21 protein-coding genes and 1 tRNA gene are annotated in these 23,069 nt (G+C 42.8%); 17 read left to right on the top strand and 5 right to left on the bottom strand.

The window, feature by feature from the left end; genetic code table 11:
- The first annotated feature begins 32 nt into the window (after positions 1-32).
- The gene (locus tag UH38_RS21570; protein WP_045056757.1) at positions 33-224 is read left to right on the top strand and encodes a hypothetical protein; all 192 of its coding nucleotides are present in this window, start codon (positions 33-35) and stop codon (positions 222-224) included.
- 148 nt (positions 225-372) lie between these two features.
- Positions 373-445: transfer RNA gene (locus tag UH38_RS21565), tRNA-Ala, on the top strand.
- Positions 446-617: 172 nt separating this feature from the next.
- On the opposite strand, the gene UH38_RS21560 is transcribed toward UH38_RS21565, so the two are convergent.
- Together UH38_RS21560 and UH38_RS21555 are read right to left on the bottom strand one after the other, a co-directional pair.
- Positions 618-1,580, bottom strand: coding sequence for a threonine ammonia-lyase (locus tag UH38_RS21560; protein ID WP_052672508.1), 963 nt, complete (start codon positions 1,578-1,580; stop codon positions 618-620).
- Positions 1,581-2,136: 556 nt separating this feature from the next.
- Positions 2,137-3,138, bottom strand: coding sequence for a hypothetical protein (locus UH38_RS21555; RefSeq protein WP_045056756.1), 1,002 nt, complete (start codon positions 3,136-3,138; stop codon positions 2,137-2,139).
- A gap of 1,130 nt (positions 3,139-4,268) precedes the next feature.
- Between UH38_RS21555 and UH38_RS21550 the strand changes: the two genes are divergently transcribed.
- From UH38_RS21550 to gcvT, 11 genes are all read left to right on the top strand, one after another.
- Positions 4,269-4,652 carry a response regulator gene (locus tag UH38_RS21550; protein ID WP_045056755.1) on the top strand — a complete coding sequence of 128 codons (384 nt, stop codon included), beginning with the start codon at positions 4,269-4,271 and terminating at the stop codon, positions 4,650-4,652.
- Between the two features lie 277 nt (positions 4,653-4,929).
- Positions 4,930-6,261, top strand: coding sequence for an NACHT domain-containing protein (locus UH38_RS21545; protein ID WP_082065473.1), 1,332 nt, complete (start codon positions 4,930-4,932; stop codon positions 6,259-6,261).
- Between the two features lie 306 nt (positions 6,262-6,567).
- Positions 6,568-7,104 (top strand): cupin domain-containing protein, encoded by a 537-nt coding sequence (locus UH38_RS21540; protein WP_235355371.1) that lies wholly within the window; start codon positions 6,568-6,570, stop codon positions 7,102-7,104.
- A 313-nt stretch (positions 7,105-7,417) separates the two neighbouring features.
- Complete coding sequence (locus UH38_RS21535) at positions 7,418-8,233, top strand: hypothetical protein (RefSeq protein WP_200892563.1); 816 nt, start codon at positions 7,418-7,420, stop codon at positions 8,231-8,233.
- A 108-nt stretch (positions 8,234-8,341) separates the two neighbouring features.
- Positions 8,342-8,656, top strand: a complete 315-nt coding sequence (locus UH38_RS21530; RefSeq protein ID WP_045056754.1) for a hypothetical protein — start codon at positions 8,342-8,344, stop codon at positions 8,654-8,656.
- A gap of 65 nt (positions 8,657-8,721) precedes the next feature.
- Positions 8,722-8,904 (top strand): hypothetical protein, encoded by a 183-nt coding sequence (locus UH38_RS21525; protein ID WP_045056753.1) that lies wholly within the window; start codon positions 8,722-8,724, stop codon positions 8,902-8,904.
- A 58-nt stretch (positions 8,905-8,962) separates the two neighbouring features.
- Complete coding sequence (locus tag UH38_RS27965) at positions 8,963-9,097, top strand: hypothetical protein (protein ID WP_268748909.1); 135 nt, start codon at positions 8,963-8,965, stop codon at positions 9,095-9,097.
- A gap of 296 nt (positions 9,098-9,393) precedes the next feature.
- Positions 9,394-10,239, top strand: a complete 846-nt coding sequence (locus UH38_RS21520; protein WP_045056790.1) for a lipase family protein — start codon at positions 9,394-9,396, stop codon at positions 10,237-10,239.
- 176 nt (positions 10,240-10,415) lie between these two features.
- A complete protein-coding gene (locus UH38_RS21515; protein WP_045056752.1) occupies positions 10,416-11,645 on the top strand; it encodes a glutathione S-transferase family protein in 1,230 nt (409 codons plus the stop codon).
- A 216-nt stretch (positions 11,646-11,861) separates the two neighbouring features.
- Positions 11,862-12,560 carry a DJ-1/PfpI family protein gene (locus tag UH38_RS21510; RefSeq protein ID WP_045056751.1) on the top strand — a complete coding sequence of 233 codons (699 nt, stop codon included), beginning with the start codon at positions 11,862-11,864 and terminating at the stop codon, positions 12,558-12,560.
- A gap of 289 nt (positions 12,561-12,849) precedes the next feature.
- Complete coding sequence (gene gcvT / locus UH38_RS21505) at positions 12,850-13,968, top strand: glycine cleavage system aminomethyltransferase GcvT (RefSeq protein WP_045056750.1); 1,119 nt, start codon at positions 12,850-12,852, stop codon at positions 13,966-13,968.
- On the opposite strand, the gene UH38_RS21500 is transcribed toward gcvT, so the two are convergent.
- From UH38_RS21500 to UH38_RS21490, 3 genes are all read right to left on the bottom strand, one after another.
- Positions 13,969-14,226 carry a TIGR03643 family protein gene (locus tag UH38_RS21500; RefSeq protein WP_045056749.1) on the bottom strand — a complete coding sequence of 86 codons (258 nt, stop codon included), beginning with the start codon at positions 14,224-14,226 and terminating at the stop codon, positions 13,969-13,971.
- A 50-nt stretch (positions 14,227-14,276) separates the two neighbouring features.
- On the bottom strand, positions 14,277-15,641 hold the full coding sequence (locus tag UH38_RS21495) for an MATE family efflux transporter (RefSeq protein ID WP_045056748.1): 1,365 nt from the start codon (positions 15,639-15,641) through the stop codon (positions 14,277-14,279).
- A gap of 113 nt (positions 15,642-15,754) precedes the next feature.
- Positions 15,755-16,207 (bottom strand): cupin domain-containing protein, encoded by a 453-nt coding sequence (locus tag UH38_RS21490; RefSeq protein WP_045056747.1) that lies wholly within the window; start codon positions 16,205-16,207, stop codon positions 15,755-15,757.
- Between the two features lie 305 nt (positions 16,208-16,512).
- Between UH38_RS21490 and UH38_RS21485 the strand changes: the two genes are divergently transcribed.
- The 4 genes from UH38_RS21485 (at position 16,513) to gcvP (ending at position 22,687) form a co-directional block, all read left to right on the top strand.
- On the top strand, positions 16,513-16,866 hold the full coding sequence (locus UH38_RS21485; protein WP_045056746.1) for a PAS domain-containing protein: 354 nt from the start codon (positions 16,513-16,515) through the stop codon (positions 16,864-16,866).
- Positions 16,867-16,896: 30 nt separating this feature from the next.
- Positions 16,897-19,086: a putative bifunctional diguanylate cyclase/phosphodiesterase gene (locus UH38_RS21480; protein ID WP_072044968.1), complete on the top strand. Its 2,190-nt coding sequence runs from the start codon at positions 16,897-16,899 to the stop codon at positions 19,084-19,086.
- A 142-nt stretch (positions 19,087-19,228) separates the two neighbouring features.
- On the top strand, positions 19,229-19,621 hold the full coding sequence (gene gcvH / locus UH38_RS21475; RefSeq protein WP_045056745.1) for a glycine cleavage system protein GcvH: 393 nt from the start codon (positions 19,229-19,231) through the stop codon (positions 19,619-19,621).
- A 153-nt stretch (positions 19,622-19,774) separates the two neighbouring features.
- On the top strand, positions 19,775-22,687 hold the full coding sequence (gcvP, locus tag UH38_RS21470) for an aminomethyl-transferring glycine dehydrogenase (RefSeq protein WP_045056788.1): 2,913 nt from the start codon (positions 19,775-19,777) through the stop codon (positions 22,685-22,687).
- Positions 22,688-23,069: the final 382 nt, after the last annotated feature.

Raw genomic sequence — 23,069 nt, 5'->3', positions numbered from 1 at the left:
AGATAAATTAATTAAATTTAATTTTTTAACATATGCTGCTTACTATTTTAGTTTTTGATGTGGCATTAGTGGCTTGGTCGCTGCATTTAATGGAAGCGGCAGTGCAGACGAAAGAGTTCTCATTAATGCTAGCCGGAACTTTAGTTGCCTTTGCTGCGGCTGGCACGTTGGTAGTTTATTTTCTGATGAATAACTGTATTAGTTATTTTACGAACTTATCTTAATTTTGTTTTAATAGTTCTCATTTAGGGACTTGACGAAAGTACAACTGTTAAAAGATAATAGCGAAGCACTTTAATGACATTAAAAGTTCGTACAAGGCAATAAGAAAGTCTTCAAAATAAACTATAACTATCGCTAGGTAAGTGTTACGGGGGATTAGCTCAGTTGGTAGAGCGCTACAATGGCATTGTAGAGGTCAGCGGTTCGAGACCGCTATCCTCCATATCTAGATAAGTGTTAACCCTATATTGCTCGTGAATGCTTGCAAGCTGTTGCTGGCATCATATGGAGTACAATCAGCTATGACATTATTTTAACTACTATAACTGGGCTAATAGTCTGAAGTTATTCTACGTTACCAACCTGCAAGCACAGTTTTTCTAAGCATTTTATGACTAATATAACCATGCTTGCATTTGCTCCACTGTTAGATTGCCACCGCAGATAGTCGTGCCTATACACTGTCGATCGAACAGTTCTGGTTGCTCAAGAATTGCCGCAACTCCGACCGCGCCAGAAGGCTCGGCGACAATTCCAGCATGACAATGTATTAGACGCATCGCTTGGACGATCGCTTCCTCACTCACTAAAATTGCCTCATCAACCAAACCGCGCATATCTTCAAGTGCTTCCGGCACAGGTACGCGCACGCCAATCCCATCGGCGATCGTGTGGATTTGCTCGTGCATAATTACTCGTCCGGCACGCCAAGACTCAATCATAGCTGGTGCGCCAGCCGCCTGGATGGCGATAATTCGAGTTTTGGGTCTACGGGCTTTCATTACTCTAGCAATGCCGTTGAGCATTGCCCCATTGCCCAACGGTATGAGTAGAGCATCCAAGGGTTCGGGGAAATTTAGCCATTCCAAGCCTATTGTTCCTGCTCCTTCGGCAGTTTCAACGTCACGACTATCCTCGATAAATCGGTAATTCTGTTCGAGTGCAGCACGTTTTGCTGCTTGTTTTGCTGCATCGAAATCTTCCCCCTGCAAAATTACAGTTGCTCCGAGCGATCGCATCCGTTCAACTTTTAATGGATTTGCACCCGTACTAGCATAAACGATTAGATTCACACCCCGCTTACGGCAAGCATATGCCATTGCCTGACCAAAATTACCAGCACTGGCACAAACCAAGCGCTTGTCACCCTCTCGAATCTGCGACACTAGGAAATCTGCTCCCCGTCCTTTGAACGAACGGATCGGATTAAGTGTTTCAATTTTGAGTGCCAGCCGCGTGCCAAGTTGTTCACTCAGAGGTTCGCACACAAACTGCGGTGAGTTGAGAAATACTGGATCGACGATCTTAGCAGCCTGTTCGATCCGATCAATGGACAGCCGATGGGTGGATTGCATCATAACAGGATTTTTAAAAGTTGCGACTATTCTCTCATGGGTTTCACGCTGCGGGCTGTTAACCCGCTTGATGACTTACCACTCTGTGCTGCCGACAAACACAGTTGCATCACTAAAGTTTGATTTAGAATTTAAAGAGTAAAATTATTCCTCAGATAAAAACATTTTCTTCCAGATATTTGCCAGCCCTTCTTCCGTATCGTTTAGAATGCTCATAAGTTCAGATTTGCTACATAAGTTTTCAAATCTAAATTTCCGTTGCTGACTATTTTAGCGATCGCATCAAGAGGTTTACCTTCTATTGTTATATTTTTACTTATGTCTCAATGCTGGGATCTTCACTTTAAAACACAGATAGCAATTAGCGATTTTACTAAAATTTTTGTTTACAGCAGATTCCCTATTTTACTCTCGAAAGTAATGATATATTTTACTTTCCAAAATAATAAATAGAAGGTAAGTCAACAACATCTGAGAACTATACGCCAGACTTTTATACTACCATCTCAAATTTTGCCTACTGCAATTTCTGCCTATATGATTGGGATAGTGAGGATAATTAGAATCGGCGCGGAAAACGCCTTATTGGAGGACTTATCGGACGAGGCGGAGAATCTAGATTCTCTCTTATTTCTTCTGTTGTTGACTTTATCGTTTCTTTTGTTTTTGATACTATAGAATCCCAGTTAGCGAGAACTGCCCTAGAAGTTAGAACTACTGCAACCACCAGCGCAGTAACCAGTAGAATATTCTTAAAGTCTTCACTTACGAGCCATCTTGGCGAATACATTATCGTCCTAGCAACTTGAATAGTAATCCGCCTTAACAACCTTATTATCCTAGCGACTTGCCTGACGAGCCATTTCAACAAAGCCCTTTGACGAGAAAATAGAACTACAGTTTCTTCATCACTTAACTTATAACTTTCAATACGAAACCCATTTATTTTCCTTAGTTCACCTGATTGCATTTTATATGTAATCCGGTTTATATCCTCTTCACGACCTCTTAAAATTATTCTAAATCTGCCTGTTTGGACAATAACAACAATAATAAGATCGCCTCCGAACAATTTTTTGCAATTATCTAATATTTTTAAGCTACGCCGTGAAGTATGTGAGTTGAAGTTTAAAATATACTCTATAATATTTTTTAAATTTGTGTTTAGGTCTACAACAAGCTTTTCAGTCGCTCCATCTATTTCCGGTATTTCCCACGTTTGATCAAGAATAGGAGTAGACCTTTGTGGATCGAGAACTTGTGAATTTAAAATCTCCGCATACAGTGTAATTCTATCCACAACATTTGACTTATTTACTTTCAAACGACGGGAACCGGAATTTCTGAGCGCTCTGTTAATCCTATCAAATAACTTCTTTCCGTTGTCCTTATAACCTTGTGTATTATGGATACGATATGTTTCGGCAATTTCCTCATATTCTAGCTTGTCACATGTTCCCTTTAATATGTTCTGGTCTATATGATCTAGCTCTTTTTGAGAATCCTTAGTTAAAATTGTGTTTATTACGTCTCTGATTTCTTCATAACTAAGAGGTGGCATAGATGTCATGGCTTGAAGTTATGATTTTGTGGATAAGGTAGGAAGATTTGGAAGATCGGTTGGCAGACCTAAATGCGACAAGTGGCTGGCTCTAGACCCAGATAGCCTTCTTCATGCCACCTTTGAAAGAAATTTTGTTCAGTGACTTAAATCCCAGTTACACGAATACTTACCTAGCTAAAGTTTATAAATTCAGAACTAGGGACTCTCCAGAATTTATTGGACACTTTAACATATTGGGGTAGTGTTGTGGAAGGTAATGCTAAGAACGAGCGTTAGCTAAAATTCTTATTTAAGTGGCTTTCAGGCTATCAAGCTTTTCAAGAGAAATTTTGCCAAAGTTTCAATGAATATTCGACTCAGAACAAGTTGCCAAAAGTTATCTGCTGCTTGATACCTAAAAGGTATTGAGTTATAGCTTGCATTGGGTGAAGCGTAGGCTAAAACTCAATTAGGCATTTTCCCGAAGAGGCGATCGCGTTTGGCGAGTAATTAACGCGGCGCTCAGAGTAATTGTCATTTGATAGGCTACACCATAGCATTCTAAAACACCCCACTACAAAGTAGTAATCTGACGAATCTACATAACCCTATTGGGAATATAACGACGATTGAGAGCTAGCTGACCTGTACGAGCTTTTTGGGGTGGCAACAATAGTCGAAACTGCTGCTGTTGCTTATCAGTTAAATCGCTTGACCGCTGTCATCGCGCCATTTCATCAACTAGCTACCCATAATTATTTTTTCTAGAGTAGCAAAGGTTCGTAGACACGCCTTACTAAATCTCACTACTTTTTGGTTAAAAGTAGTGAGATGTTCGGAATATTTCCCTGCTTTTTTTGTAGACAAAAAGGTTCGTAGACACGCCTTACTAAATCTCACTACTTTTTGGTTAAAAGTAGTGAGATGTTCGGAATATTTCCCTGCTTTTTTTGTAGACAAATCAGCTTCAATACTTCAAAATTTAGAGAGTTACGAGCTTTCTAGCGACTGTCCGAGTATCAATAAACACAGCAATGATTCTTCATAAACAAACCTGAGTCTTGAGAATGTGCTGCCGAGCAGTTCTTCTAGATTCTTTAAAATTAGCTACTCCAAACTTCTTTCAATTACATCTATCTGAAAACTAAATGTTGGAGTGCAAGCGGGTTTTAGTAGTCGAGGACAATCGAATACTTCGAGAACTACTAATTGACTATTTGAGTATTTCTGGATATCAAGTAAAAGGTCTAGATTGCGGAGCTTATTTTTTTAAAACACTAGACGATTTCCAACCGCATTTAATTTTACTCGATCTCATGATGCCCGATGTTGATGGCTACGCTTTACTCGAACAACGCCAACAAGCTCCGCAATGGCAAAACATTCCGGTAATTGTACTTTCAGGACTTGCTTTTAACCACCAGCAACAACATGCGCTTGATTTAGGAGCAAACCGCTATTTAATTAAGCCAACCAAATTTAGTACCTTGCTTAAAGCGATCCAAGAGGAAATAAGGAAATATGGTGATTAAGATCTATTGTGCTAATTCTTTTAAAGCCGATCTACAAGAAAAGTTTAAAGTCAATCAAGCGTGGCGCAATTATTATATTAGAGCGCTTTTCTCGACATCAATTTATAAAACCCACAGGCGGTTTTATCGCTGAGACAGCAATAGAAAATGTACTAAAAGTTTGACTGTGCGATCGCGTTTCCAAGCCATGTTGCATTTGACCAACCCAACTGTTTTACATCCCTAACACTACCACTACTGAAGAACGTCCCCATAGATTATTCCTAAAGGAAAATTAATGATGATCTACGAAGAAGCATTGAATATTGTCACCGGAGCTTTAGCGCCACAACGTCTAAACCCATTGCAAATCGGTGTGTTTCAGCGATCTTGGCACGAGCAGAGTTACACCAAGATTGCAAGAAAACTGAATCACTCGTATTCGTATATAAAAGACGTGGGTGCAGAACTATGGCAACTGCTTTCGCAAGCATTAGGAATGAAAATAAGAAAACACAACTTACGCAATGCTCTAGCGCAGTATATTCAAAATAGTTGCAGAACCAATCTATCTGCATTGTCGCAGCACAAGCGTCTAGATTGGGGAGAAGCACCTAATACTTGCCAGTTTAGCGGACGAGCTGCACAACTAGCAACGCTAAAGCAGTGGGTGATACAAGAACATTGTCGATTAGTCACCATCGCAGGCATGGTTGGCATCGGCAAAACAATGCTAGTGACCAAGTTTGCACAGCAGCTTGCTGATACAGAGCTATTCGAGGTTGTGGTGTGGCGGAGCCTAAGACAAGCTCCGCCCTTCAACAATTTTCTCACCGAGTTATTAAATGCGATCGCACCTGGGCAGTCCCCTGGGCTACAGCCTGATGCGATGATGCGTCTGTTGCTAGAGCAGTTGCGCTACCATCGCTATTTACTGATTCTCGATGGCGTGGAGGCAGTTCTGCAAGGTAGCGAATTGGTGGGTACTTACCGACCGGGCTACGAAGACTATGAGTGGCTGTTTCAGCAGTTAGGCGAAGGGCAGCACCAGAGTACCATTTTGCTGACAAGTCGCGAACTGCCGCCAGAGATTGCCACTTTGTCAGCACCAAGGGCTGCGGTACGATTACTACAGCTAGAACCTTTGTCGATTGAGGCAGGAGAACAAATCTTAGCAGCCAAAGGGCTATTCCCAGTTGAGCGAGCCCAGGTGCAGCAATTATTTGACCGCTACCAAGGCAACCCACAAATGTTAGCGATCGCGGCAACGCTAATTAAAGAGTCATTCAATAGCAATATTATCTTGTTCTTAGCGCAAAAAACTCTATTGTTTAAGGACATTGGGCAGTTGTTAGCACAGCAGTTGAATCGTCTCAGTGAGATAGAATGGCAAGTAATGTTCTGCATAACTATTCATCACCAGCCTATAACATTGGTACAGCTAGAAGCAAATTTGTTGCCCTCAATTTCTCAAGCGCAGTTGCAAAATGCATTGGTATCGCTCAATCGGCGATCGCTAATCGAGATAATCGAACCCACCTCAGCCAATCCCTCCACGCTGATGTATACCTTGCAACCTTTAATTGCGGAAGCTATTAAAGAAAAATTGAGTGAAAATAGTTGCGGCTAATTGTCTAATAAGACCTAAAAAATCTGCTGCATCTATTGGTAGCATTCGGTTCAGAGGGGTTTGCATAGTCATCAGCAGTATAGATGGCACAATGCATCCCTGAGTGTCGAGCGTCTTGACCAACGATCGGCATTTTCAGTAGAGCGATCCTTCGCCACCAAGCTACCTTCCGAACTATTCCTACCTTCGCCCGAACAAGTCCCGAATTACCTAACCAGACTTATTGATACAACTGAAAACAGCATTTTGGCGTTGGAAAGCTGAAGTTTGACTACATCTTAAACTTGTACTTCTTACGAGCGCACTATGCTAGCTAGAGTTTCTATTTACAGCACAAGAGAAACAGCAATGCAACTACTAAAAAAATTCGGCTCATTCTTCCCTCTGATGACATTGACATTGTTGGGGACAGTGGAGATAGCCAGATGTCAGACAACACCTCCACCTGTTAATGCTCGCACTCAATCTGTGACCCGTGAAGTTTTAGCTAGCGGTTATCCTAGCGATGCTCAAGGTCGTATTCTGGAGTTGGTGCGTTACACTATCCCATCAGGAGTTAAACTTCCACCTCATACCCATCCAGGAATGCAGATTGGGCGAGTTGAGTTTGGCACGCTTACTTATACTGTTGTGAGAGGAGCCGCCAAAATTATTAGAGCCAATCGCAGCGAGGAAACTCTCCAAGCCGGACAAACAACCCTACTCAAAGTTGGAGATTCATTGATTGAACCAGGAGGGATGGTACATTATGGCAAAAATGAGAGCGCTAGTATTGTTATTCTCCTTAATGCTTCTTTATTTGATGCCAAGCGACCCAAAGCAATTTTAACTGCTCCTAAGTAATAGAACTTGGTGCTAATTATGAGGATTTCACTGCTTACATACCGTTTTAACTCTGATGCTCTGACAATCTCTCACTTCTAGTTCTTGAATCCAATCCTGGTTAGTTACTCACGATTAAGGTATGGCTGCGAACGACTTTAGCACATTCACCTGAAGAATCTCTAAATTGTTCTAATTTATTTCACTGCTTATTTGCAACTGGTGCGTTTTGTAGCTGGCAGCGCATTAGTTTAGATGTATTAGCTAGCAAGGCGGACTTTACTTGATGATTTTTCACTCTTCTTCTACGAGTTGCTTGAAACAGTTTTCCTATTTGCCTAATATTTCAAGAAAAGCTCCTAAATCGGTTCCTTACGCAGGGCAAGGTTCGAGCAGTAAGTTATTGTTAGTAGCCAACATTGCACTCACAGCGTTGCTGGCGATCGCTCCCACTTCAAGTCAAGCCGCTTCATTTATAGGCGATCGCGCTGAACTACAAGGTAATGACCAAGTGGACTGGTCTAATCTAGTAGGCGAGTCCACATTTAAGGTATTGCCCAACAACTTCTCCACCACTTCCGAGCAAGGATTAAAGCTAAATGTCCAAATCCCGCAGGCTCTCAGTCCCCAGATTACACCGCCAGTTGTGTTTCAGACTTTGCCTGCCTCGCCTGGTATTCCAGTTAGCTTTGCTACTGGTATTCCGACCAACTTTGCTAGTGGTGACTTTATCTTATTTACAGGTTATGAACCTGGAACGTTTCCTCCCAATGGTAATGCTGAACCTTTGACCATTGCTTTCGAGCAACCTGTGTTGGGTGCTGGGGCGCAAATTGCGGTAAATGGCACTCGTAATTTTGTCGGCTCGGTCGCGGCATTTGATAACAACGATAATTTATTGGGTCGCTTTTCATTTCCTGGAACTTCCTCACAGGTGCTAGACAATTCTGCACAATTTTTAGGCATTAGTAGCGATACTGCCAATATCTCAAAATTAGTATTTAGCACTTCTGCCGACAACAGAGCCTTTGGTATCAACGCACTTAGTATCAGCGCTAAACCAGTGCCAGAACCGAGTAGCAGTGCCGCCGCTACACTTGGAGTTGCGTGGTTTGCATTGCTTGCTATCAAAAGAAAGCAGAAGACCTAAATTGCGATCGCACTTGCAATTGAATTGGTGCTAAAGGAATTTTGGCAGTTAGCAAGACTCTGGAAAAGATGCAGTCTTTTTAGCTTTTGACTAATGTGAGGAAAAGCCATGAAATTTCGCTATCGAGGTGTTCTGTACGAGTACCATCTAGCTCAAACTGAAGCTGTTTCGCAGCCAGTATTGCACTATCAAGGCGTATTTTACAGCCGAGAGATCCAATCGGATAATTCGCCAGAAATCAGCCCAATAGAATCGCCTACAAGTGGCGATCGCCATCGCCAAAACTCTCGTCTCGGCTGGCAGACAAACCACTCTTATAAACTTTGGCGGTTGAGATATTGGTTACAGTTGAGGCTTTGGACGAGATGCTCGTGTCAGCAAGCGCAGCCACTATTGGCTAATGAGAAACAAGTTGAATATTAAGTTTTGAGCTTTTAGACCGATACCAATTGAAATATCCAGGTTTTGTTCGCTTTTTTGAGGAAAGTATGTCTGTTAATAATCCCACACAAGCTATCAAAAAGATGTTTTTGCTATTTCTGGGCATAGCGATCGTTGGTAGTTCTGTTGTTTTTAGTTGTGCGGTATTGGGGGAAGTTTATTCGCAACTAATCGCTAGCAGTATCTCCTACTACAAAGCAATTATGAAGCAACAAGCGATCGCTCCTTGACAGCAATCAATTCGACCTTGCAGCTAACTCAAAATTAAATCTACAAGGAGTTTGCATAATGAAATCTTTCTTTTACAGCAAAGCTAACTACACTGCTAATGATGATTCTAGAGAGAGTTGCAAACTTAAACTCATCTATCGCGGTAACACCTTCGACTACATTCCACGTCCTGTAGTATCCGCCGAGGAGTAAACAGATTGGCAAACAGTAACTCTAATTTATCAAGGCAATACTTACGAGCGTAATACTCCACCGCCTCAACCTTATCAAAAGCCTCGTGCTATTAATTGGCGTTGGCAGTATTCATAACCCGCGTTCGTTCTAGTACGAACCAACATCATTTATCCATCTTCAACCCTGTGGGCAGATATTAAATACTCGGCTGCCTTCATAGATTGTCTCTTTTACTTTCCACCGCATCTTTTTTGAGCAAACGTTTACTTATTAGTCCGAAAGTTTAGGAGAGACTACAGAGTGGGAACTATAACATGACAGCACAACATTCAATTTACGAAATTTTAGCAAAAGAAATCGCTTACATATTTGACAATCCTGAGTTTAACAAACCTGTAAATGAATTTTTCAGCAATATAGGGTACGTGTTAGACCGAGTTTTTAGCGCTCCAGATATTGAATTTCGAGCTTTTGGGCTGCTACCGAGTGGAGGAGAAAGGTCGCCTATACTCGTTTTGCGCGGTACAAATAAAGCAATTGATGACATTGCTCGCGATTGCCGTAAAGCAATCGGACTTAGCCACTTTGTCAAGTATCAAAATGAGCTAGCAACATGGTTGATTCACGCTGCACAAATAACTCACCAAAAAGTGGTTGTCATCGGACATTGTTTGGGAGGTGCGATCGCTCAAATTGTAGCAACAGAACTGCTCGATTGGATTGAAGAAGTAGTGACGTTTAGTTCTCCTGGTACAAGCCGCGATATCGCCGCTAAATTTATCCAACATGGAGGAGCTAATTTAGATGTTACCCACTACATCATCGATGGTGATATTATTAGTCTTGCTGGAGAAGCTTTTATTGCTGGCAAAGTTATCGTACAGTGCTTTAGAGATCGCTTTCTTAACCCACTGCACAACATAGATGCTCGTCAACCATTCTGGCGATTGCTAAGCAATCCTCCGTTTGGTCTTGCCCAAACAGAAATTTCAGTGCAGACTTTGAGTCATCCTACCTTTACCTTTTTTAGTACAGACTATCTAGAATTTTTGGCGGGATATTACAAAATTAACCCTAAAGTAGCATTGTGTCTCACTTCTAGAGGCAAGTTTGAAGCCTTGAGAAGGTCAGGTTTTTCTTTGCCAACAATCTCTTGTTGAAACATCGAGCGGCTAGTCGCAATTTAAAAACGCGCTTTACTAACTTATGCAGGTATGGCGATAAATTGGCGATCGCGTTAGGCAGCTAATTTATCATCTTTACACCACATCCAAACGATTTAATCCCTTACTTACGGGAGTTCTCCAAAAATTTGCAGCAATTCAAGAGGTAAAATATGTCAAGGGACATTGCATCTAGTGTATCTAGTTGGGAGCTATTGCAAGAGATTGCCAGAAACAACACATCAACTCGGCGAGTGCGGAGATTAGGAAAATCGCCTTCTACTGCACCAATTCCTAGCAGCGTGCATAAAATGCCGCCTGATGTAGTTGTACCTGTCTTGCTTTACCGCGATAAAAACTCTTGGTGTCCTTTTTGCGAACGAGTTTGGTTCGCTCTAGAAGAAAAGCAAATTCCGTTTGAGACAGAGTTTATCGACTTAGCGAACAAACCCAAATGGTTTACCAATCTCGTACCGACAGCCCTTGTACCTACGGCAAAAATTAAGGGTAAGCTAGTCTATGAGTCTAAAGAAATCCTGCTACAGTTGGAAGAACATTTTGGCAAAACATTGCTGCCCAAGCAACGAGAAGAGCAGACTGTTGCCCGATCGTGGATTGAAGAAGCTGAAACTAACGGATTGCCAGCAGCAGGCTACAAGTTTTTACTCCAACGCCATGACAACCCTGATGAAGTTGCCAATAATCAAGCTACATTTGTAGCAAAATTAGACGAACTCGAACAAACTCTCGCTAAATATCCAGGGGTTTACTTTTTAAGTACGTTTAGCCTCGTCGATATTATGTATAGCCCGCATCTCGATCGCTTGGCATCGTGCTTACCTGTTTATCAAGGCTTCTCGATTAGAAATCATCCTCGCTTTCCACGTATCAATGCTTGGTTGGACGCGATCTACGAGCGCCCTGCTTATCATCGCGTTAAGTCAGATGCAATTACCAACAACTTAATGTTTTGTCGTCTTTGGGGTGCAGAACCGATCGCGAATTTACCTCCTCTAGATCCTACAGTAAGTACAAAGCTGGAATATCGAGCCGAAGCGGCTGAACGATTGAGCGATAACTATGAAGCAGCGATTTCAGATATTCTCAAAAATTCTGGCATCAAAGCACTCTTCAGTAGTGTAGGTGTGTCCGCTGTTGAAGATGCAATTGACTTGCACCTCAGATTGGTAGCCGCGTATCTCTTGCATGGAGATAAAGTTCTTTTACCTTGGGGTAAGGTGGGGACAAAACGCGCCCTCGAACCATTCCCGTCTCCGTCTGCTGTGGGAGCGATCGCCCTCGCTTATGTCAGAAATCGCATCTGTGCGCCTCGCGATATGAGTGCAGGCGCAGCAACGGCATTTAGAGCCGCAGTAGATAAAGTGTTGGCATCGCTATATTGACCAAAATAATCCGAATTGCCGCCTTGCGGCTTGAAACCAACACATAAAAACATTGTTTCCATCACAAACTAAGACAGGAGCGTCAAGGCTATAGTGAAGGCTCTGCGTGGAGACAGGAGCATCGCTTGGCAAGTTTAGCAACTGAGATAAGGAAAATCGAATAATTCGGTTGCGGTAGCAGGTAATACCACACTTTATTAAAAGCAGAAATAAAAAATGATAACTCAACCACGCAATAGATCGTTCTCGATTGGCATGATACTATTTCCCAACTTGACTTTATTGAATTTTACAGCCGCTTATGAAGTTTTTTCTCGTTTACCTAGTGCCAAAGTTTATCTGTTAGCTCCAACTCTCGATCCGGTTTACACTGAGTCTGGTTTTTGCCTCTTGCCCAATACGAGTTTTGAACGTTCTCCAGCCTTAGATGTGTTGTTCGTTCCAGGTGGTTTAGGCGTTAATGCCAGGATAGAAGATGCTGCATTTCTCCATTTTCTCAAAACACAAGGCGATCGCGCTCTTTACGTAACTTCAGTTTGTACTGGTTCGCTCTTACTAGCCGCCGCAGGTTTACTCCAAGGATACCGCGCTACTACTCACTGGTTTGCTATGGATTTATTAAAACTGTTTGGTGTTGAGGCAGTTGCAGAGCGAGTTGTTATCGATCGCAGTCGGATTACAGGGGCAGGAGTTACCGCAGCACTTGACTTCGGCTTAGTGCTTGCAGCCAAATTGTATGGGGAAAAGGTAGCTCAAGAGATTCAATTGTCGCTAGAATACGCCCCCTCACCTATGTTTCAATGCGGCTCCCCACAAACGGCTAACGTTGAGGTTGTAGAAAATTTCCGAGCAGAGGAGAGCAGCCTGTGGGAGACACAACGACGAACAATTCAACGCTCTCTTAATCTGAGTTGATAGATGGAGAGACGAAAGACCTCTTGCATAAGTACATGATTTCAACGGACAAGGGAGACAAGGAGGACAGGGGGACAAGGGAGACAGGGGGACAAGGGAGACAAGGAGGACAGGGGAACAAGGGAGATAAAGATAGGATTGCTAATTTATAGAGCTTTGCCTACTAATGCTGCGAAGTCTACTCAAGGCGGGGCTGGAGTGGGTTGCTTAGGGGAGTTAGAGTTCTCTTCATTTTGCATATTTGAGGGAATATATAAGGTAGTGTTTACCTGAAATCCAAGAACTACCTGTGGCAAAAGAAGAATTCATCCTACCTCTAGCGCAAACCCCATTATTTCAACTAGCAGTAGAACTCAAAGCTCGGCTAACTAGCTTTGGCGGTTGGGAAATGCCGGTACAATTTGTCGGAATTGGGCAAGAACACCAAGCAGTGCGAACGGCGGCGGGAATGTTTGATATTTCTCACATGGGTAAATTTGCCTGCAAGGGTAAAGAATTAATTACCCAACTTCAACGATTAGTTCCTTCCGATTTAAGTCGGCTGCAACCAGGACAAGCTCAGTACACTGTACTATTAAGCGATCGCGCTGGAATTATTGACGATATTATCTTTTATTACCAAGGTGAAGATGATACGGGCAATCAGCAAGGGATAATTATTGTCAATGCCGCAACTACTGCTAAAGATAAAGCTTGGTTATTGCAACACCTCGATGCTAATTTAGTCCAGTTGCAAGATTTGTCAGCACGAGTTTTGCTAGCTATTCAAGGACCGAAAGCCGTTCATCATTTACAGTCCCTAATACAAGAAGATTTGAGCCAAATAAAATCATTTGGACATTTACAAGCGACGGTACTAGGCGAACCTGGTTTTATAGCGCGGACGGGTTATACAGGTGAAGATGGATTTGAAGTCATGGTTGAGCCAGAGTTAGGCGTGAAACTGTGGCAAAAGCTGTTTGAAGCTGGTGTTGTTCCCTGTGGATTGGGTGCAAGAGATACACTGCGCTTAGAGGCTGCAATGGCACTCTACGGGCAGGATATTGATGAAACTACTACACCCTTGGAAGCTGGTTTAGGCTGGTTAGTGCATTTAGATACTAAAGGCGATTTTATTGGACGCAGCGTATTAGAACAGCAAAAGCAAGAGGGAGTGCCAAGACGACTAATTGGTTTGCAAATGCAGGGGCGTAACATTGCCCGTCATGGCTACCAAGTATTATCAAATGGACGCATAGTTGGAGAAATTACTAGCGGTACGATATCGCCAACTTTAGGTTATCCAGTTGCGCTTGCTTATGTGCCTACAGAATTAGCAAAAGTAGGTCAACAGTTAGAAGTAGAAATTAGAGGTAAGACTTACCCAGCATTGGTAGTCAAAAAACCTTTCTATAAGAGGGCTTACTAATTACGAACCTTTTTGATTTTGCGAACGAAAGCGCCCATTATCAAAATCCCGCTGTTTGAGGTGTTTAGTTTTGCGTCCGCTGACTCGCTTGCGCCACATTTTGAAACTAGATGCTTGCATTTGTTGGCGCATTAACTCAATAACTTGAGGTTCTTGCAATCCAAATTGTAAAGCGATCGCTTCAAAGGGAGTACGATCTTCCCATGCCATTTCGACAATGCGATCGATAGCTTCAGGCTCCAGATTGGGTAGATTCATGCCCTATAGTCAGAAAAATAGTTAACTGCAATATATCTAATTTAATGTACTCAACTGGTTGCTGCATCTGCTCTTGAGGAGGATATTACTCTAAGAAAACGCCAAACAAATAACCATGCAGCTACAGCTACACCAATTAATTGTCCCCACCACAAACCAACACCACCAAAACCGAAGCGAAATCCTAATAAGTAACCACAAGTTAAACCAATTCCCCAAAATGCTAAGAAACTAAGCAACATAGGTACGCGAGTATCTTGGAGTCCACGCAATGCACCAGCAGCAGTTGTTTGTACTCCATCTAAAATTTGCGAAATAGCTGCAATACTCAACATCGAGGTAGCAAGAGATATTGCTCGTGCATTTTCAGGGTTGTCAATATCTAGATACAGAGCAATTATGTGGCGAGGAAATAACAATAGAGCGATCGCCATTACCGTCATGAATAATCCTCCCATCCCCATACTGACATAAGCTGCCCGCTTCGCACCTGCAACATTTTGCTGTCCCATCCACTGTCCGACGCGAATAGTTGTCGCAAATGACATCCCCAAAGGAATCATAAATATCACAGCGATCGTTTGAAAGACAATTTGGTGCGCTGCTAGTATATCTGTTCCCAAAATACCCATGAGGTAAGTTGTAGTAGTAAATAAGCCAATTTCAAAAGCAAAGGAAATTGCGATCGGTACTCCTAACCAAACTAATTCTCTAAGTATTTTGAGATCGATTCCATCTAACTGCTCGAAGAAATTGTAAGTTTTTAGTTGTTTGTCCTGGCAAACATAAACAATTAATAGCACCAGCATTAACCAATTAGACAACACGCTTGCCCAAGCAATACCTTGAACCCCCAATGCTGGAAAGCCCAACTTACCAAAACCTAAAATGTAATTGCCAATGGCATTAAAGAGCGTACCAATTACAACTACAAGCGTAATAACTCGCGGCTGAGATAGAGAAGACACAACGCTTTTGAACATTGCAAACATCAAAGCTGGCAAAAATCCCCATAGTATTGTGTTCAAAAAGGTCGTTGCTATTATGACAATATTTTCTGCAAGTCCAAATCGCATCAGCCTATTTATTTGCCCAAGTAGCAACATTCCAGGAATTGCGAGGAGCAAAGATAACCAGATTCCCTGGCGCGTTAGCTGTTGAATTTTTAGTTTATTACCTGCTCCATACGCTTCAGCAATTAGCGGGCTAACTCCAATTACAATTCCTGTAGCAATTACTAGCAGCGTTGTAAAGGTTGTTGCAGCTATTCCTCCTCCTGCTAGAGTTTCTTGTCCTAACCAACCCATCATTACCGTATCAACAAATCCTGTCGCAGCTTGGGCAATTTGAGCGCTGGCTAAAGGAATAGTCAGATGAAGGGATTCTTTAATTTCTGTACTAATAGGCGAATGCATGGAGAATTAAGCAGACAACTGTTCAGCTTCAACTCTAGCTAAAATGCCTGTTTGCGATGAAGATATTGCAAAAATCATTCCTGTTGGTGAGTTAAAATATCATCAATCGATTGTTAGGGAACGGGGTACTGATCGAACTGCTGCATCAATTCTAGTAATTCTTTCTGACTAGGTTGCCTTCCATCTTTCGTTAACTCGGCTAAACCCTCAAAATACTGCTCCCTAGAATCGGCTGGACAAAACATAATTAATAACTTTGCTGGCGTTTGTCCTGGGTTAGAAAAACCATGCGGAGTGTTTTCTGGTACGAGTATAAATGCTCCTGGTTGTGCTGCAACAGTGCGATCGCTTAATACCATCTCAACTAATCCTTCTACCACGTAGAACATTTCGGTTAGTTGCTTGTGGATATGCGGACTTGCGCCCGTACTTCCTGGTTCCATTACGAACTCAAATAGTCCAAATTGTCCTTTGGTATCTTTACCTGTGGCTTTGAAAGTGCAGGTACTTGTGCGTATTTGGACAGATTGCCCTTCTCCAGGTTGCAAGATGATAGGTAACGACATATAGCAAGTTAGGTAACTTATTTAACTATTTACAATTGATTCCGTATTTTCTACAGCAAAAAGTATTAACAAGATAAATTACCTTAGATTTATATTCACTTTTGTTAACTTTTCTCCCGTAAGCATTATGCGTAAAGCGATCGCACAGCGTAAACTTTTATTAATGCTTGCTAATAATAAATGCAAAATGCTTGGTAGCAAGCAATCCGAGCTATTTTGATTAAATTTTTTGCAAAGTAAACATTTGCTTTGTCTTGTAGCAGTGGAGTTAAAAAAGTTGAGTAACTCAAACTATTAATTTAGATATGAAAACAATCGACGAGATGAAGCTTGAAAGCAACTTACCAGTTTTGATTGCAGATTGTCAGGGCTTGATTGTATATGTAAATGAACCATTTAACCTAGCTTTTGGTTGGCAAGCTGAAGAAATCCTCGGTCGTAGCTTAGAAGCTGTAATTCCTCATAGTTATCACGATTCGCACCATCTGGGTTTTTCTCGTTTTGCGATGACAGAACAGGCAACCCTACTCAATCATCCTCTCAAGCTTATGGCTGTAACCAAAGATGGCAGAGAAATTGAATCAGAGCATTATATTGTTGCCGAGCAACAACAAGGGCAATGGATATTTGCAGCTACCCTTCGTCCCCTCCACTCATAGTACCTAGCAGCCTTGCTCGACTAGAATTGTATGACAGGTAATTTAGATAATTTGCTCAGTCAGTTACGCACTACTTTAGGCAAAATGGAAGTGGCGCTTGGAGTTATTGGTGAAGCGATCGCCTGGACTGACAGTGAAGGCAAAATTCAATGGTCAAATGCCACCTTCGATCGCCTAGTCGAGCGGCAAAGATTTCAAGTTTTAGCAGCAGATATATTAGAATTATTACCTTTGCAACAACAAGGTAGAACTATCGCTCGCGAAGTTCATCCCCTCAATCGGGTACTAAACGAGCAAAAAGACGGCTCAGACATTTATGAATACAAACAAGGCGATCGCCAGTTATTTTTAGAAATATCGTGGGCTTGCGTTCAATTTAAGCAGCAACAAACTAGCGCTGTATTTGTAATTCACGACATTACCAAACGCAAACGTACAGAAGAACTACTAGCGATCGCCGAAGCTAAATTCCGTTCGCTAATTCAAAATAGCTCAGATATGATCTGCATCCTCGAACCTGATGGGGTAATGCAGTATTCTAGTCCCTCTCATGAAAGAATTTTGGGCTACTCACCTAGCTATTTGATGGGCAAAAACGCTTTTGATTTTATTCACCCAGAAGATGTCAACAGCGCTCTTCATGTCTTTACTCAGGCAATGCAAGATACTAGCAATACTTGGAGTGTAGAGTTTCGTTTTCGGCATCAAGATGGTTCTTGGCGCTATCTCGAATCTACCGTAAGCAATCTACTTGCCGATCCATCAGTTAGAGGCATGGCAATTAATACTCGTGATATTACCGAGCGCAAGCGCGTCGAAGCACAATTACTTCATAATGCTTTTCACGATCCCTTGACAGGGTTGCCCAATCGGGCTTTATTAATGGATCGGTTGCGGCGGGCAGTCGAACACGCCAAACGACACGAAAACTATCAATTTGCTGTTTTATTTATCGATTTAGACCGCTTTAAAGTTATCAACGACAGTCTAGGACACACATTAGGCGACCAACTGCTCCTAGAAATTGCCAGCCGCCTCAAACCTTGCCTGCGCCCTGGAGACACGCTAGCACGTTTTAGCGGTGACGAATTTACAATTTTGCTAGAAGGCATTAAAGATACCAATGATGCTATGCAAGTTGCCGATCGCATCCAAGCCCAATTGCGACCGAGTTTTGAGCTAGGTAGGCAAGAAATATTTACGACAGCAAGCATAGGCATTGTTGTTGGCGATACAGAATGCGATCGCGCTGAAGATATCTTGCGCCACGCCGATATTGCCATGTACCGCGCTAAAGCTTTAGGGAAGGCGCGGTGCGAAGTATTCAAAGTCAATATGCACAATCGGGCGATCGCGCTGTTGCAGTTAGAAACCGATTTGCACCTAGCGATCGAACGCGAAGAATTTTGCTTGTACTATCAGCCGATTGTCTCGCTAACTACTGGTTGGCTTAATGGCTTTGAAGCTTTGATTCGCTGGCGACACCCGCAAAAAGGGCTAATATCGCCAGTAGATTTTATTCCGATCGCAGAAGAAACTGGAGCTATTATTCCTATTGGCAACTGGGTTCTACGCCAAGCAGCAGAGCAAATTTGTCAATGGCAAAAACAGTTTCCCTCCCATCCACCGCTCAGTATTAGCATCAATATTTCGGCGAAACAGTTTGCTCAACCAGATTTGAGCTACCAAATTAGCCAAGTTTTGCAAGAAACAGGACTCGATCCCAATAGCTTGAAGCTAGAACTGACAGAAAGCATCCTGATGGAAAATGCTGAATGCTCAGTAGCAATTTTAGAGCAAATCAAAGCCATGAACATCCAGTTGTATATGGATGACTTTGGTACGGGTTATTCTTCCTTGAGTTATCTGCACCGCTTCCCGATTGAACGGTTGAAGATTGACCGCTCTTTTATCAATTTAATGGAGTTAGACAACGAAACTTCAGCGATTGTGCAGACAATTATTACCCTAGCTCACAATTTGGGGATGCAAGTTACAGCCGAAGGCATCGAAAAAGTAGAGCAACTACACAAACTGAAGAAATTAGGCTGCGAATACGGACAGGGCTATTTTTTCTCGCCACCAGTTGATGCGACAGTAGCAGAAACTTTTCTTTTCAACAAACGCAATTGGTTAAGTTCAGGGCGAATCGATCCAGCGATCGCTATGCCTAAAACTGCTCAAAATCTGTGCAAGTTACCGAAAAGTTCTTACCTTTAGCTTTCTTTATGCCAGATTCCTACTGTTAATTTGAGAGCGATATTGCTATTTTTATTTAGGGCGATCGCGCTTGCAAGCCTTACTCGCTCGGTAAACTGTAGATCGCCGCTCGTGTGTTTCTTAACTTTGGTACAACAATAATATGGCTTTAGAATACCCAGACGATCTTAAATACCTAGACTCTCACGAGTACGTGCGGATGGATGGCGATATTGCCACAATTGGCATTAGTGCTTTTGCTGTAGACCAACTAGGCGATATTGTGTTTTTGGAATTACCAGAAGTTGGCGATGTTGTCACTAAAGGTGAAACTTTTGGCTCGGTAGAATCAGTTAAAGCAGTTGAAGACCTTTATCCCGCAGTTAGCGGTACGGTAATCGAACGCAATGAGGCGGTAGTAGAAGCCCCAGAACAGGTTGCTAGCGATCCGTATGGTGAAGGTTGGTTGCTCAAAGTGCGCGTCAGCGATGCAGGCGAAGCTGATGAGGAAACTTTAACAGCCGATGCGTACCGCGCTCAGGTAGAAGGCAGCTAACAGTGACCAGTGACCAGTGACCAGTTGTTAGTTGACTCATGAATAGGGACTATAAGATGTATAAATTTGTACTAAAAAATATTAAATAAGATAGTCCCTATTTGCAAAAAAATGTTGCAGAATATTTAGTAAGTATTGTCTGGAGAGCAATTTGTGGTAGTTGATAGCCCTCGTACTCAGATTATCGGCGAACAGCTTCAACAAGAAGAGCGATCGCCCAATTCATTTATTTCCAGGCATATTGGACCGAATACAGCCCAAGTCCAACAAATGCTTGATGTATTAGGCTTAGAAAGCCTAGATGAGTTGATCGCCAAAACTGTCCCGCAGTCGATTCGGCAAAAACGGCTGTTAGAACTACTACCACCTTTGAGCGAAAGTGCAGCTTTAGCCCAATTAAAAGCAATTGCCGCCAAAAACCAGGTATTTCGCTCGTTTATTGGCATGGGTTATTACAACTGCATTACCCCGCCAGTAATTCAACGCAATATTTTAGAAAATCCTGGCTGGTATACTGCTTATACTCCCTATCAGCCAGAAATTTCTCAAGGGCGGTTAGAGGCGCTGTTAAATTTTCAGACAACGATTATTGACCTTACAGGGCTAGAAATTGCCAATGCTTCTTTGTTAGATGAAGCTACCGCCGCCGCCGAAGCAATGACAATGAGCTACGGCATCAGCAAAAATAAAGCCAAAGCATTCTTTGTTAGTGATGATTGCCATCCCCAGACAATTGAAGTAGTGCAAACTCGCGCGAAAGCTTTAGGGATTGAAATAATTATCGGCGATCGCCACAAGTTTAACTTCGAGCAACCAGTTTTTGGCGTTTTACTCCAATATCCAGCTAGCAATGGCGTAATTTATGACTATCGCGCTTTTGTCGAACAAGCTCATCAAGCAGGGGCATTAGTCACTGTAGCGGCTGATATTTTGAGCTTAACCTTACTTACACCCCCAGGCGAATTTGGGGCAGATATAGCTGTAGGAAGCACTCAGCGCTTTGGCGTACCTCTAGGCTATGGGGGACCTCATGCAGCTTACTTTGCCACCAAGGAAGAATACAAGCGTCAAGTACCAGGGCGAATTGTGGGCGTTTCCAAAGATGTCAGCGGTAAAACTGCGCTGCGTTTGGCACTGCAAACCCGCGAACAACATATTAGACGCGATAAAGCCACCAGTAATATTTGTACAGCCCAAGTGTTACTAGCTGTAATGGCTAGTATGTACGCTGTCTATCACGGACCGCAAGGACTAAAACAAATTGCGGAAAATATCTACTTGTTGACGCAAGTTTTGGCAACAGGGTTAAAGCAGTTAGGTTACAGCATTATTTCCGAACAGTTTTTTGATACTGTGGGCGTAGAGTTGGGCAAAGATAATTTAGTAGACATTCTTAAAGCTGCCCAAGCGCGAGAAATTAATCTGCGCGTTGTGAATGAGACAACTGTAGGCATCTCTTTAGATGAGACTACTACATTACAAGACGTGGAGGACTTATTAGCAATTTTTGCAGGCGATCGCAATTTACCTTTTGCAGTTGAGCAATTAGCTACTGAGTTAGCAGGTAATAACGTTCCTTTCCTCGCCCGTTCTAGCAGCTATCTCACTCATCCTGTATTTAACTCCTACCACTCGGAAACTGAGCTTTTGCGCTACATTTATCGCTTGCAAGCTAAGGACTTGTCATTGACAACATCAATGATTCCCTTGGGTTCGTGTACGATGAAGCTCAATGCCACAGCCGAAATGATGCCTGTAACTTGGGCAGAATTTGGCAATATTCATCCGTTTGCGCCGCGATCGCAAACTAAGGGCTACCAAATCTTATTTGCCCAACTTGAGCAATGGTTAGCTGAAATTACTGGTTTTGCAGGTGTTTCTTTGCAACCAAATGCCGGATCTCAAGGTGAATATACAGGCTTATTGGTAATTCGCCAATACCACGAACAAAGAGGCGAAGGACACCGCAATGTTTGCTTGATTCCTACTTCTGCTCACGGTACAAATCCGGCGAGTGCGGTAATGTGTGGGATGAAAGTAGTACCAGTTGCTTGCGATGAGCAAGGTAATGTAGATGTAAATGACCTCCAAGCTAAAGCCCAAAAGCACAGCCACGAACTTGCGGCTTTGATGGTGACTTATCCTTCTACTCACGGCGTATTTGAGGAGCAGATAAAGGATATATGCGCGATCGTTCACGCCCAAGGCGGACAAGTGTATATGGACGGGGCAAATATGAACGCCCAAGTAGGTTTATGCCGTCCAGGCGACTTTGGTGCGGATGTTTGTCACTTGAACTTGCACAAAACTTTCTGCATTCCTCATGGTGGCGGCGGTCCAGGAATGGGACCAATTGGGGTGATGTCTCATCTCGTGCCGTTTTTGCCAGGACACTCGGTAGTTTCAATAGGCGACGAACAAGCGATCGGGGCTGTAGCGGCTGCTCCTTGGGGTAGTGCGAGCATTTTAACTATTTCTTGGATGTATATTGCCATGATGGGCGCTATGGGCTTAACGGAAGCTACCAAAGTTGCAATTCTCAATGCTAACTACATTGCCCACAAGCTCAATGCTGATTACCCTGTGTTGTATAAAGGCAAAACCGGATTAGTTGCCCACGAGTGTATTTTAGATTTGCGCGGTTTGAAAAAAAGTGCAGGCATTGAAGTAGATGATATTGCCAAGCGGCTGATGGATTACGGCTTTCATGCGCCTACTGTTTCTTGGCCCGTAGCTGGAACTATGATGGTAGAACCAACAGAAAGCGAGTCTAAGGCAGAATTAGACCGTTTTTGCGAGGCGATGAGTTCAATTCGCCGCGAAATAGCGGAAATTGAAGCAGGAAACGCAGACATGAAAGATAATGTCTTGAAAAATGCACCGCACACGGCAGAAGTATTAACTGCTGACGAATGGGAGCATCCTTATAGCCGCAAGCAAGCTGCTTATCCCGCACCTTGGACGCGAGAACATAAGTTTTGGGCTGCGGTGGGAAGAATAGATAATGCCTTTGGCGATCGCAATTTTGTCTGTTCTTGCTTGCCGATGGAGGCTTATTCTAGCTAAAAAAATGTATAAAATTTGGGCATTATGAAGAAAATAGTCAAGTTTAAATTACTTGCTTTATCTCAATGAAGCAAGAAGACTCCCGTTACATCTGACAGGATTAACGGGATGATGAATTGCGAAGCCAGCTTTGCGGCGGGAATACTCCCTGACGCGACGTTTCGGGAAAGAGGATTCTTTGACGCGACGTTTCGGGAGAGAGTCCTCTCTCCCGAAAGCTCGCTCCCCGAAAGCTCGCTCCCGCAAACGTGGCGCACCAACAAAATAAACTATCGCGATAGCGAATCTTTTTTGTGCTGTTCGTGTTAGCATAAAAATGGTGATAGGTCGATAACCATGATAGTCTACGAGTTTAAAGTTAAAGGTAAGTCTTACCAATATC

This window comes from Aliterella atlantica CENA595 (assembly GCF_000952155.1).
GTDB classification, from domain to species: domain Bacteria; phylum Cyanobacteriota; class Cyanobacteriia; order Cyanobacteriales; family Chroococcidiopsidaceae; genus Aliterella; species Aliterella atlantica.
Note: the sequence above shows the minus strand (reverse complement) of the source record. Positions and strands in the feature narration are given on the sequence as shown.